Source organism: Polyangium fumosum, from assembly GCF_005144585.1.
GTDB lineage: Bacteria > Myxococcota_A > Polyangia > Polyangiales > Polyangiaceae > Polyangium > Polyangium fumosum.
In genome coordinates, this window is sequence record NZ_SSMQ01000008.1 from 196,588 (window position 1) to 209,200 (window position 12,613).

General features: G+C 66.2%; 8 protein-coding genes. 1 reads left to right on the plus strand and 7 read right to left on the minus strand.

The annotated features are described in order from the left end of the window. Positions 1–98: 98 nt before the first annotated feature. Genes E8A74_RS10585 through E8A74_RS10595 form a run of 4 tightly spaced genes read right to left on the minus strand, consistent with a single transcriptional unit; the run spans position 99 to position 8,593 of the window. The gene (locus tag E8A74_RS10585) at positions 99–740 is read right to left on the minus strand and encodes a hypothetical protein (RefSeq protein ID WP_136928834.1); all 642 of its coding nucleotides are present in this window, start codon (positions 738–740) and stop codon (positions 99–101) included. A gap of 19 nt (positions 741–759) precedes the next feature. Next, positions 760–4,815: a DUF6531 domain-containing protein gene (locus tag E8A74_RS10590; protein WP_170229026.1), complete on the minus strand. Its 4,056-nt coding sequence runs from the start codon at positions 4,813–4,815 to the stop codon at positions 760–762. Then, positions 4,793–6,277, minus strand: coding sequence for a tetratricopeptide repeat protein (locus E8A74_RS52105; RefSeq protein WP_170229027.1), 1,485 nt, complete (start codon positions 6,275–6,277; stop codon positions 4,793–4,795). Before E8A74_RS52105 ends, E8A74_RS10590 begins: the two co-directional genes overlap by 23 nt. Before the next feature lie 9 nt (positions 6,278–6,286). Further along, on the minus strand, positions 6,287–8,593 hold the full coding sequence (locus E8A74_RS10595; protein ID WP_136928836.1) for a type VI secretion system Vgr family protein: 2,307 nt from the start codon (positions 8,591–8,593) through the stop codon (positions 6,287–6,289). Positions 8,594–9,204: 611 nt separating this feature from the next. Here E8A74_RS10595 and E8A74_RS10600 point away from each other — a divergent pair. Next, the gene (locus tag E8A74_RS10600) at positions 9,205–9,831 is read left to right on the plus strand and encodes a dioxygenase family protein (RefSeq protein ID WP_136928837.1); all 627 of its coding nucleotides are present in this window, start codon (positions 9,205–9,207) and stop codon (positions 9,829–9,831) included. A gap of 23 nt (positions 9,832–9,854) precedes the next feature. Here the strand turns inward: E8A74_RS10600 and E8A74_RS10605 are convergent, their stop codons facing one another. From E8A74_RS10605 to E8A74_RS10615, 3 genes are all read right to left on the minus strand, one after another. Next, the gene (locus E8A74_RS10605; protein ID WP_136928838.1) at positions 9,855–10,259 is read right to left on the minus strand and encodes a hypothetical protein; all 405 of its coding nucleotides are present in this window, start codon (positions 10,257–10,259) and stop codon (positions 9,855–9,857) included. Positions 10,260–10,425: 166 nt separating this feature from the next. Beyond that, positions 10,426–11,556: an RNA polymerase sigma factor gene (locus E8A74_RS10610; protein WP_170229028.1), complete on the minus strand. Its 1,131-nt coding sequence runs from the start codon at positions 11,554–11,556 to the stop codon at positions 10,426–10,428. A gap of 44 nt (positions 11,557–11,600) precedes the next feature. Then, complete coding sequence (locus E8A74_RS10615) at positions 11,601–12,452, minus strand: hypothetical protein (protein ID WP_136928840.1); 852 nt, start codon at positions 12,450–12,452, stop codon at positions 11,601–11,603. Positions 12,453–12,613: the final 161 nt, after the last annotated feature.

A 12,613-nucleotide genomic window follows, 5' to 3' on the forward strand; every position in this document is an offset into this window, starting at 1 on the left:
AACGCCTCTTCGATGCTCATCACGCGGAGTCTCTACGAGTGAGTGCGTGGTGCTGCAATTGGTCGCGTTCCAACCAAGATGTTGTCGGAACGCGCCCATTACTTAGATTTCTTCTCGACGTCCAGATGGGAACCTTGGGGAAAACCTCCTTCCTCTGTCTCGGCTCCGGATGGCGGTGACGGGGTCAGTTGCGGCTTCGCGCGCTGGACCCGCATGATGCTCGAAGTGATGCGCTCGCCAGCCTCCGCCATCCATGCGTCCCTTGCTACGGAACAGCCGACCCGTAACCCGTTGATGCGCCAACCTTGAATGAACACGTAGTCCGTCGAGCAAACGAGTCCAATCGACGCCAAGCGCAGTTGTCCCGCATCGTCAGAGAAGGTGAAGAATTCGAGTCCGTCGACATGACACGGGGGTTCACCAACCTGGAGGACCATGTCGAGGGTGCCAATGAACCCGAATTGATCATCCTCGAGATCGAACCTTGGCTCGATCCGATCGACCTTTGATAGATCAATTTCCCATGGATGAACGACAACATCCACCGAGAAGAGGCTGATGCCACCAACTTCGATGAACACGCAGCGCCTTCTGAGGGCGAGTTGCCGCCAGTCTGGGTTCGGCGGCGCAAACGCCGTCGGGATGCCGAGGCCCATCTCCAGAGTTCCGCCGATGTATATTTCGGTGACCGGATTCTCGGCCAGTGCTGCGAGTAGCTGGTTGATGGCTGAATGGTTCATGAGTCTCGTCTCGCGGAATTCACCACGGTGTAAAGCCGGGAAGCATCAGTTGCTGCGGAGTGACGAATCGAAGCGTGCCCTGTGTAGCGCGACCTGTCCCGGCGTCCATCAAGCTCAGCCATGTGCCTTCCGTGTGGAATATCGCTACCAGGCCCTTGCCCTCATAGAAATGCGTCGGGGGCGCCGTCTTGTTCAGAGTTCCGAGTCCGCGGTGCCTCAGAGTTCCGTCCTGAATGGCGTTGTCGAGCGCTTCCAGGAACTCCTTGCCGTCAGGCGACTTGCTGTACTTCGGAAACTTCATGCCGAGTGCACGTTCCAGTAGGTGCTTGTGATCGATGTAATGGGCTTTGAAGTTCTCAGGCTTTCCCTTCTTGATTCTGCATGAGAGGCCAAGCGGGTCGCTCTGTGCCCATGGATCCTGCACGTATGAGTAAGGGCTCAATCCACCCAGCAGCCCAATCGGATCCTTACTGATATACGCCCCCATCTCCGGGTCGTAATACCTGAACCGATTGTAGTAGAGCCCCGTCTCGACATCCTCATACTGCCCCGGAAACCGCCACGGAACCGCGGTCTTCTCCCCCTCGGCCGCCGCCTTCCCATAGACGTCAACCTCCCCCTGCCACGCGACCCCGCCCCACTCATCGAACACCGCACACGGCGCGCCCACCTGATCCGTGACGATCGCCCACCGCCGCAACCCCTGCACCTTCGCCGCCAGCGTAAACGTCCCCGGCTCGAACACCCACGCGATCGGCCCTTCCCTCGTGGAGAGCTCGTGCAGCGGGACGTCCCCGTCCCAGATCCACGTCCGCTCCTCCGAATCCGAGGTCTTCTTCACCCGGCGCCCGAGTGCGTCGTAATGGAACTTCACGACCGAGCCATCCGGCTTCGTCACCGCGACGAGCCGCCCCGCGGCGTTCCACGCGTACTTCTCCCGCCTCCCGTCGGGCCACACCTTCGCGGTCCGGTTCCCGTCGCGGTCATACTCGTACGTGACGCCATCCGCCGCGACGAGCGCGCCGCCCTTCTTGTACGTCTGGGGCTCCCCCTCCATGGCCTGCTGGATGTTCCCCGTCGCCGTGGGGCGCCGCCAGCGCACGCGCCCCTCGGGCTCCGTCGCTGCCGTGAGCCTGGCGCGCCTGTCATGAAAGTACCGCGTGAGCCCGCGTCGCGAGTCGTCGCGCTCTTTCAAGAGCGAGCCCGGCTCCCACGTGTACGCGACGCGCCGCAGCTCCTCGCCGCCGTCGAGCATCGACGTCTCGGCGACGCGCCCGATCCGGTCGCGTCGCGTGCGCACCGCGATCCCACCAGGCAGCCGCCGTTCGGCTTCGAGGCCCGCCGCGTCACGCGTGATCGACGTACGCCACCGATCGACGCCCGTGCCGATCGAGATCGCGTCGAACTCACCGACGGCGTCACGCATGAACGCCCCATCGAACCCGAGCGACGACGACACCTCGGCGACGAGGCCCCGCGCGTCGTAGCGCTTCTCGACGACATGCGGCCCTTGCAGTTCGCGCACGACCCGCCCGAGCGCGTCACGCTCGAACGTCACGCGTGCGGCGTCGTTCTCAGCCTCGATGAGTGCCCCATCCGCGCGGTACGCGAACCGCTCCGCCGTGCCGTCGGGGTAACGAACGCACGTCACGCGCCCGAGCACATCACGCTCGAACACGACCGCGCGCCCACTCGCCTGCATGCTCTTCACGAGCACGCCGCCCGCGTCGTACACGTAGCGCTGACAGCTCCCGTCGAAGCCGATCTCCTGGATCACACGACCGCACGCGTCGCGCGTGAGCGTATGGATCTCGCCGGCCTCGTTCTCGATCGACATCCGTTGCCCCTCGGTATCGTACCGCAGACGAACCGCCTCTCCCGCTTCTTCGCGCAGCGCGAGGTGATGGAACCCCGTGTAGCCGAACCGCACGTGGCGCGCGTGATCCTTCGCCTCGATCGGGTTCCCCTCGGGATCGTACTTGAGCCGCCGGTGGTTCCCGTCGGGCTCCTCGACCTCGACCAGCCGGAGCGCGTCGTGCCTGTACCTCGTCACCCCTCCGCGCGCGTCATGATGCTCGACCACACGGCCGAGGATGTCGTGGACGAGCTTCTCCTCGCCCCCGTTGGGGTAGCGGATGCTCCGCACGTTTTTCGCGTCGTCATACTCGATGGCGACCCGTCCACCCATCGGATCCACGACCTCGCGAAGCAGCCCCCGCTTCCAGCGGTATCGCGTCTCCTCGACGAGCGGATTGATCGCCGCCCGCAAGCGCCCGGCGCCATCGTATCGCCAGCGCCACTCCGCGCCGCATGGGTTCACGTACCGAACCAGGCGATCCCGATCGTACTCCATGCGCTCCGTCGCCCCATCGGGACGCACGATTGCCGCGCAGTTCCCGCGCGCATCGAACTCGCGCCGTATCTCCCGCCCGAGCGGATCCACCTCGCCTGACTCCTGCCCACTCTCTGGATCGTAGCGATATCGCGTCACCTTCCCCTGCTGGTTCGTCACTTCCACGACGTTCCCCAGCTCGTCCCGCTGGAAGACGCGCAGGTTCGAAAGGCTGTCGTCCACGAACGTCTTGCGGTTGCGTTCGTCGTACCGGATCACGTGGTCGTAAATGCCCCCGTCACCCCAGGTCCGTACGCACTTCGCGTATTCGTTCAGCCCGTCATACTGGAAATAGAACGAGAGCCCCGTGCGATCGGTCTCCTTCACCAGCAGATGCCCCTTGTACGTGTACGTCTCCGCGTTCCCGAGCGCATCGACCACGCGCGCCAGGTGGCCTCGTTCGTCGAACTCATACTTTACGTGACGCATCCAGCCTTCGCGCGGATGCGGCACCTTGATCTCGCGAAGCCGGTTGTTTCCGTCGTACCCCAGCCGGAGCTTCCGGCCTCCGCTATCTGTCACGCGCGAAAGCCTGCCCCGTTCGTCGTACTCGCACTCAATCGAGATGCCATCCTTCGTCCCGATCCGTTGGAGCCGGGCGCGCGTGGGCTCCGCCGCGCCCTTCACCCGCGCGAAGTGCAGCACGAGCCCGTCGCGCGTCTCGATCTCGAACCGATGCCCGCGACGCGCTTTGAGCGTCAGCCGGTTCGTCGGCTCGTACACGCTCTGACCCGGCCGGATCATGCGATCGGGGAGATGGCCGAGAAGAAACTCGATTTCGCGCCCATCCTCCGCCAGATAGACGACCTTGCCCCGCTCGCACCATACCGCTTGATCCAGGCTATGCGACCACCCGTAACCGAGCGGCCCATCCCGCCACGACCGCGACGAAGCGTAGATTCGCTCGATCACGAGCGGCAACGGCCCCGGCAGCTCCAGGTCACGCTTCTCCGTGAACATGCGCCCCGTCGCGACATCCACGGGGTGCCCCGTGGCGAAGCAGATCGCCGTGTGAATACGGTCCCGATAACGTCGAGGCGCGATGTGATCGACGGCCCGACGCAGCCCCTGGCTGATCCGCCCCCATTTCCCGCTGCGCCGCTGCGCGGCCCGCAGCTTCCGAAACAGCTTTCCACCTGCACGAACCACGGCCCCGAGCGCACGGAGCGTGGCCTTGATCCCGACTGCAAACGCAATCGCCTTCATGTCCGGCACCATCGGCCGATTCACGAGCACCGGCGCGCCCTTTGGCACGGCAAGCACGACGCTCGTCGGCATCCGCACGGGATCGCTGCACGAAAGCGCGAGATCCCCGAGGCGCACGGCGAGGCTCCCGCCAAACGTGACGCCGAGCGATCCGAACATCAGCTCCGCGTCATTCCCGGGCCCCGTGGGCGGCAAGAACGTCACGCCCGGCGCGGACACGTGGGGCATCGTGAGCAAGTTGGTCCCGAGCGTGCCCGTATTCGCTACCGGCATGCCATTGACGAACACGAGCCCCGGCCCCGCCCCCGCGGCCATTCCGATCGCCGCCGAGACCGCGACCCCGACCGGATCAAACACCATGCCGACGTACGGCATCGGCACGAGCGTCGGGACCGGAGCGGGGGCCGGCGGCGCAGGCACGCCGACCATGTGAAAATCGAGCCCAAGGACGGGATCAAATTGCGTCGCGACAAGCATCGTTCGTCTCCATCGACGGCGTATCCGCCTCACTCTCGCCCATCGTCTCCATCTCGACCGCCACGCGCTCCAGCCATTCCGCTCGGTCCCCGCTCCCGTGCTCGCGGAAGATTCGGCCGAGCGCTCGCGCCGCTTCTGGCCCACTCGACAGGCGCCACTCCTCCGGCTCGCCATCGCTCGCAATCTGCACCGCCCGCCAGAATGCCCCCGCCGCGTGCTCGAAATCGCGCTGCGAAACGAGCACCTGCCCGGCCATACGATACGCCTCGATCGCGAACATCCGCTCACCCTGTGCCGCGGCGAGCTGCCCGGCCTCCGCGAACGCGAGCGCCGCCTCTCCGGCCTTTCCCGCCGCGAGCAGGCCGGAGCCGACGGCGAGCTGCGCCTGCGCGGAGAGCGCCGGCAGCTCCGCCGCGTCGGCCTCTATGCGAGCCTCGCGAAAGATGGCCGCCGCGGTATCCGGCGCATGCGCCTGCATTGCAAAGCCGCCCATGACGAGCCCCATCATCACGGCGAGTTTCCCGAGCCCCGCCGTGCGGCAGAGCGCCTTCGCCTCGCGCATGAAGGCCACCGCCCGCGACGCCTCCCCCTTGATCATCGCCCCCGCCGCACCCATGACGAACCCGCGAAGCTCGCGCATGGGTTCGGGCCGCAGAAGCGCCTCGGGAGTTCCTTTCTCGATGGCCTCGGCGCGGACCTTCTCCCGAGCCTCCGCAATCACCCGGGCTTGCTGCGGTGTAAGCGGCGGAGTCCGGACCTTGTGCGGAGGCGGAGCCTCATCCGGGCCAGCCATGCCCGCGATCCGCATCCCATCGGCCCCGGGGGGAGCCGATGCCGCAGCCGAAAACATGGCCTCGACGTCGCGCTGCACCTTGCCCGTGTCGAGCCGCGCATCCACGACGAGCGCTGCCTTGCTGAGCTTCTCAGCGATCGGTGCGCAAATGGGTTCGTCCAAGTCGACGATAACCCACCGAACGCGCGCGAGGTCCGGGCGCTCGACGAGCGCGGCGACGTCCTCCATCCACTGCTTCGCATTGAGCACCCAAACGGGCGAGAGCACGACCACGAGCCCCGCAAGCGGGGCGCCGAGACAGCCGAGGGCCGCGCGCAGCTCCAATCCGAAGCGCCCCAACGCGGACGGCGCGCGCGCTTCGCCCGGCATAGCGCGGACCGTGACGCCTTCGCCGGCCTTCTCGTGCAGCTCCGCGATCTCTTCCATGTCGGCCCGCAGCTCCTCGCTGCGAATTTCCCAACCATCATCCGTCGTCTCGGTCGGTGCTTCGAGGAAGACGAACGGGCAAAGGTTTTCCTGGTGATGCTCCGCCGCGGCGATGTGTTCGAGCGCCGAGATCCGGAGGGGATCCGACGTCGTGACATGTATCATCCGCAGCTCTGGCTCGGCGATGAACGTCTGGATTGCCTCGGCCACGCGGACGAGGGGATCGGTGATGCTCTTGAACATGGCGCCCCCTCAATTCACGCTGGCAATGCCCGCGGCCACGTTGAACGCGCCGCCGCTCACGTCTACCTTGCCCCCGGATGACGCGACCCCGCCGCCGTCCGCTGCGACGACGCCGCCCGGTCCGGAGAGGATCGCCGCCGCGCTGCCCGAGACGGTCGCGGTGCTGCCGCACATCGTTGCCTCGGCAGGACTGCTCACGGTTGCGTTTCCATCGAGAAGGATGGTGCTGCCGCCGGTCGACGACATGCAAGCATTGCCATCGAGCAGGACCTGGCTGCCCGCAGCCGATTTCGTGCAGGCATTTGCATCGAGCAGCACTTCCGCGCCGCCCGTCGCTTTGGTGAGCGCGTTGCCATCGAGGAAGATACGGGAGCCCGCGACCGATTGCAGAAGCGCATTTGGATCGAGCACGAGCGTCGCGCCGCCGCCCGCTGTGATCGTGATCTTGCCAGGCTCGATCAGCACGAAGCTCCCGCCACATTCCAGCCGGATCGACGTGGGAGCCTGGATGCGCACCGTATCCGACGTGTCGAGCGCGTAATTTCCTCGCACGGTGACGGCGCCCCCGCGGACGTTCCCGGGCTTCGGCTCATCGCCGTCGATGATCGTCCGATGATTGCCGCGAACGTGCACGTGCTGGCTGCCATCCACCGTGAGGGCGTGATTTCCACGCACGTGCTCGGCATCGTCACCATCCACGGTTTGCGTCCGCTTGCCGTGGACCACCGTGGCACGGTCGTGCTCTACGACCTCGTTGTAATCGCGCTGCGCGTGTACATAAAGCTCCTCCGCGCCGGTCGCGTCATCGAAGCGAATCTCGTTATGTCCATTTCCGCCGAGCGTCTTCGTGCGGATCCCGCTCCGCGTCTTTTGCTGCGGCAGCGCATAGGGCGGCACGTTCGCCGCATGATACAGGCTCCCGATGACGAAGGGCCGATCGGGATCCCCCTCCAGGAACGCCACGACGACCTCGTGCCCCACGCGCGGCAAGAACTGCGCGCCCCAGCCCGCGCCAGCCGAGGATTGCATGACGCGGAGCCAGCACGAACTGCGCTCATCCTTCTTCCCCTGCCGATCCCAATGGAACTGCACCTTCACACGGCCATAGGCATCCGTATGCAGCTCCTCCTTTCCGGGGCCCACGACGATCGCCGTCTGCGGCCCCGAGATCACGGGCCGTGGTGTCGCGCGCGACGGACGAACCCTCACGTCCGCGCCCACGACCTCGAAGCGGTTCTCGTAGGAGGACTCGCCATCGGTAAGGGTGGCATCCGGAATCGGCGCGGTGCCCTGATGCTCGACCCGCATGACCAGATACGCCCCACTCATGCGATCGTCGGGGTGGTCCATGAGGAGGAACGTCTTGCCGGGAACGATGCGGCAAGAATCGCTCTCCGCGGCCCCGCTCCGCGCGCGGGTCCGCAGCTCCTCGATCTGCATGGTCGCGAGTTCCGCGCCGCGCTCCGGCGTTTCGTAACGCCCCGGGTAGTCGTAGACCTCCAGGTCCGCGTCATCATCATCGGCCTTCTTCACGGTTTCGAGCGAAAGAGCGGGCTTCCTGAACTCGTAATCCCGCAGCGTAACTTTCCCGGAGCAAACGCGCTCCGCCCACGCGAACCTGGACACATGCTCCCCATGCGCCATGGCGCCGAGCGGTGCACGGAAGGCAAGCGTTCCGCCGGAGATTGGCGCGTGTGCCGTGGGGCCGTCAGCCATCACGAGGACGCTGTCCTCGTCAAAAAAGTAATGGATGCCCTCCTCTTCGAGGAGCCGCGAGACGAAGGCCCAATCGGTCTCCCGATACTGAATACAATAATCGCGCCGCGGCCGCTCCTTCCCCAGCGCAAAGCGATAGCGGCCGCCACGAATCCCAGCGGAATCGAGCACCGCGGCGATGATCTCCGGCGCGGACTTCTCCTGGAAGATGCGATTGTCCCTGCGATGGAACAATCGCGCGACCTCGGGGACGAGCACGGCCCGGTACGCGGTCCCCGTCTTCCCGTCGTCGAGCTGCACGAACTCCGCGATCATGCCGCGAACCGTCCGCGTGCTCTCGCCCGTGTCGAACGTGAGCGTAGCGCTCTGGCCGGCATGATCGGCCATGGCCGCCTGGACCGTCTGCGCGATGCCTACCGGATTGAACGGAAGCACGTCGACCCCCGAATTGCCAATCAACTTTCCGACGATGCCCTGCATCGAAAAGCCGCGAACGACATCAACCTCGAACCGAAAAAGCTCGGACACGCCCTCGGAGCCAGTGAGCCGAACGCCACGCAATAGCTCACCGGCCCCCTCGATCGAAAGGAGGATATTCATTGCCCTGACCCCTACATACGGCTCCCCGAAAGGTCGGAGAGCCTGGATAGGCGGCAGGTTGTCCGACCAACATGCTGACGGTCAAGGATAGAAGTACGAGGCCAGCCCGCACTTCGGACATTAACGGTCCTACACGAGGGCGACGCAAGAGACAGGCCGTGACGCACGGCACCTGGTGTCGAGGTTCCGACGTCGAACCGCTTGGCGGGGCACCGTGTAACAAAGGATGCCTCACAAAGCATGTTCATCCTGAGACCCTCGAACGCCTTCGCGTCGATTTCCGGTTCCCGTTCTCCTGTTCTGCCTCCCTCGGAACAGAGAGGAGGGCTCCGCCCCGTTCCCGAGCGGCAAGCAAACCCTAAAACCTTCCCCCCGAGCTTCTGCCCCGTATCGCCGAGCCTGGCCGACGTCACCTTGTCGACGCGAATGCTCTCAAGCAGGGGAGCGAACTCGCCCTCGTTGTCCTTCGCGCGAGCCTCGTTGTCCTTCGTGCGAGCGACCGTTGCCCCTCGAACCGCGGCGAGGCTTCTGGCGCGCGGCGGCGAAGTGTCGGCACCGATGGCCGAGACGCCGGAGGATGGATAGGCTGCGCGCTCGCGAAGGAGAGCGCGATGGACCGTCGGCAACTGATCTTGGGAATGGGCGGCGTGGTGGCGCTCGGCGCGTGCCGGTCGGCGGACGGCAAGTCGCGGCCATCGGCGGCGCGCGCCGATCTCTACCAGTGCGAGGGCTGCGAGGGCGTGTTCGAGCGGCAGCCGACCGCTTCGAGCGCGCGGATCGCGCCGCCGGGTGAGCCGGGCGAACCGCTGGTGCTGGCAGGAACGGTGATCGCGCTCGACGGCAGGCCTGCGGCCGGCGTGACGATCTACGCCTATCACACCAATTCGGCGGGCTTTTATGCCAACGGCACGCCCGAGACCGAGTGGAGCCGCCGCCACGGCCGGCTGCGCGGCTGGGCGAAGACCGGAGCCGATGGGCGCTACCGCTTCGAGACGATCAAGCCCGCGCCCTATCCCGACCGAAGCCTGCCCGCGCATGTCCATCTGACCGTGCTCGAGCCCGGGCGGCGGCCCTACTGGATCGACGACATCGTTTTCGACGACGATGCGCTGGTCGATGCTGCCTATCGCCGGCGGATGGAGAATCGCGGGGGCGACGGGATTGTCAGGCTGGACCGCGAGGCCGACGGGCGGCTGCTGGCGGTGCGCGACATCCTGCTCGAGCGGCACCCCGCCTAGCGGCGGCGGAGCTGCGCGCCGGACTATGCCGCGCGCTTCCGCGGGAACACCTCCACCGTGATGTTGAACGCAGCGCGATGCAATACCTCCGCCGCGCGTGTTGCTTCCTCCGCCGTCGCCGCAAAGCCGCGGAACACGTCCCGGCCTTCCGCATCGATGGCCCCTTCCTCCACATAAATGCAGCCATCACTCCCGAGCGCGAGCTTGTGGAGCATCGCCCACGCGAGCAAGTCCGCCGCGCTGAACCTCACGACTTCTTCCGCATGCAATGCGTACCCAACGAACAACGGACGCCCCGGAGGCAGCCCGTCCTCGAACTGGAAATAAAGCTTGCCGTCGCTGGCGAGCGCAAACTCCGTGGACAGCTTCTCGGGTTCGGACGACTCGGGAGCGGCGGGGCTCATTCTCTTGCTGGGCTTTCTGGGCATGGCTTTATCTCCTGAACGAACGTCAAAGAGGACGATGGAGACCACGCGCCGAGGGCGTGCGGCCTCGTTCGCCCCCTTTGCGGGGACGTTTCCTTCGGCCGTCGTCGTGACGGACCTACTTAGGGGGATTGGTTCGGCCGCGGCGAAGGGACACCAAAAAGTTCACTCAGCGCGCGGCTTTCACGATCTTCCCGAGGAGCGCTGCCCTCACCTTGGGGAAAGGGTTCGCAGGGAAACGACCATCGTAGCGAGCAAGCGCCACGCGGGCATCCGCCAGATCCCCACGCTCCAAGGCGCCTCGGGCCCGATCCAGCAAGGCACGCGCCTCGAGCAGGGGATCCGCCGGTGAATGCCCCGCAAGGAGTTTCTGCGGTGGCGCTGCTGGCGGCGTGCTTGCCTGCGTCGACGTCGCGTCCACGGCAGGGACGTGCGGGACGCGCTCGTCCATGTAGGCCCGTACGGCCACCGGCATCGGGGCCGGCATGATCTGCATCTGCATGAGGAGATAAACGAGGACGCCACCCACGATCCCGCCCGTGAAGTTTCCGCCGACGAACGTGCCGACGTGCGAAGCGGCAGACGTGGCCGCGTCGGCATTCGGCACAGCATCCGGAACCGCGGGCCGGGCCCCCGACGCAGGGCTTTGCTCGACGATGGCGCGGAGCTGCGCGAGCTGGTCCTCCGGCACCTGCTCCGTGCGGGCGCGAATGAACGCGAACAGCCCGTCCACCACGAAGGGCAGGACCACGAGCCCGCGGTCGCGCATCTTCCTCTTGATCCGCCGGGAAAAGTCCTGCCGCGCCCGTTCCAGCCGATCCTTGACCGTTCGTTTCGAGTCCCCGATGAGCTGCGCCGTCTCCTCGTAGCTCAGCTCCGCGAGCTCCACGGCCGTCAGCACCTCGCGGAGATCCTCGTCCATTTCCCCGATGGTCTCATGAACGAGCCGCTCATGCTGCGCTGTCGCCATGGCCTCCTCGGGGTTTCTCGTGCCCACCGGCAGGAGGGTCACGTCTGCATCGTCGGTGAAATCGCTCCGATAGCCCTCGCGCTGGCGATGATCACGCGCCATCCGCCTCGTGATCACGTAGAGCCAGACGCCCAGCGAGCCTTTGGCCGGATCGTACCGCGACAACCCTGCGACGGCCGCGAGCAGCACCTCCTGCGTGAGGTCTGGGATGTGCTCGTCGGCGATTGGCCCCCAAGGGGGCGCGAGACGGGCCAGCCAGATCGGTACGCGGCGCGCGAATTGCGCGAGTTGGTCACGGGTCGACGTGTTCGAGGTTCGTTCCTGGGTCACATCTTCGGGGATTGGGTCGAGCCCCCGAGAGGGACACCAAAATCCTACGGGCGGCAGCAAATCGTCGAGGGGCGGAGGCGCTCCACCTCGCCGGTGGGCTCACCGCCGCTCGGCTGACACGTGCCCGGGTGGTACTTGACGTCCGACAGGGTTTTGCTCCCGAGCGCCGGTCCGGGTGGCGTCAAGGGCAAACACACCTCGTCCAGCGACGAGATCGGGTATCCCGAAATCAGCGGCGTCTGACACAGGCTGTCCGCGTAGATCGAGGCGGTCGCTGTGCACAGGCTGCCGTCGACCTCGGGCGCGCACGTGCAATCCGTGCAGGTCCGCTTGTCGTCGTAGCCGCTATAAATGACGAAGCGATCGGTATAACTCTCGCCTTCGCAGGGGAGGTCCCCTTCCTGATACACGCAGACGAGGAACGCGGGAGGGGGCGCGGGATTCGGAGTGCACTTCGCCGCGGAGCCGCACCCCACCTCCCCGCCTTCCGGAAACCCTTCGCAGCCGAGAACCGTGACCCCCCATCTCGGCACGTCGGAGGTTCCCGTGAGGATGGGCTCCTCCTCCACCTCGCAGCCTTCGTCCACGGCTTGCATCGGGCCAATCGTGAGAGACTCGACGCACGCCTTCCCGTCGCATTGTTTGCCGGCGGCGATAGGGTTCGTGTTCGAGCAGGCTCCATCCCACGCGGTCGGAGGATCGAACGATGTGACCGCGGTCTCCGGCGCGTCGCAGGCGGCGTTTTGCGCGGTCATCGTCGTGGGAAGCTTGCACGTCCCGGTGGACGGCTTGCAGCCACAGGCGCAGTTGAGCGGCCCCGCGATCAGCTCCGTGTACTTGGTGAAATGGTGGACGGGCGCCTCCGGGGGGCATTTGAGGAGATGACCCGACGACATCGCGACGAGGATGGGGTCGCTCCATCCGATGGGCCGCAAAGGGACGCACTGCCCCCCGCGTGCCTCGCATGATTTGGCCTCGACGCCGCCGTCGCCGCCGTCCTCGACGCCGCCATCGTTCGTCCCGGCATCCTCGGCGTCCGGTCCGGCGTCGCCTATTC

Coding starts and splice junctions, on each gene's coding strand:
- E8A74_RS10585 (WP_136928834.1), bottom strand. CDS start 740: ATGAACCATTCAGCCATCAACCAGCTACTCGCAGCACTGGCCGAGAAT.
- E8A74_RS10590 (WP_170229026.1), bottom strand. CDS start 4,815: ATGCTTGTCGCGACGCAATTTGATCCCGTCCTTGGGCTCGATTTTCAC.
- E8A74_RS52105 (WP_170229027.1), bottom strand. CDS start 6,277: ATGTTCAAGAGCATCACCGATCCCCTCGTCCGCGTGGCCGAGGCAATC.
- E8A74_RS10595 (WP_136928836.1), bottom strand. CDS start 8,593: ATGAATATCCTCCTTTCGATCGAGGGGGCCGGTGAGCTATTGCGTGGC.
- E8A74_RS10600 (WP_136928837.1), top strand. CDS start 9,205: ATGGACCGTCGGCAACTGATCTTGGGAATGGGCGGCGTGGTGGCGCTC.
- E8A74_RS10605 (WP_136928838.1), bottom strand. CDS start 10,259: ATGCCCAGAAAGCCCAGCAAGAGAATGAGCCCCGCCGCTCCCGAGTCG.
- E8A74_RS10615 (WP_136928840.1), bottom strand. CDS start 12,452: ATGTCGTCGGGTCATCTCCTCAAATGCCCCCCGGAGGCGCCCGTCCAC.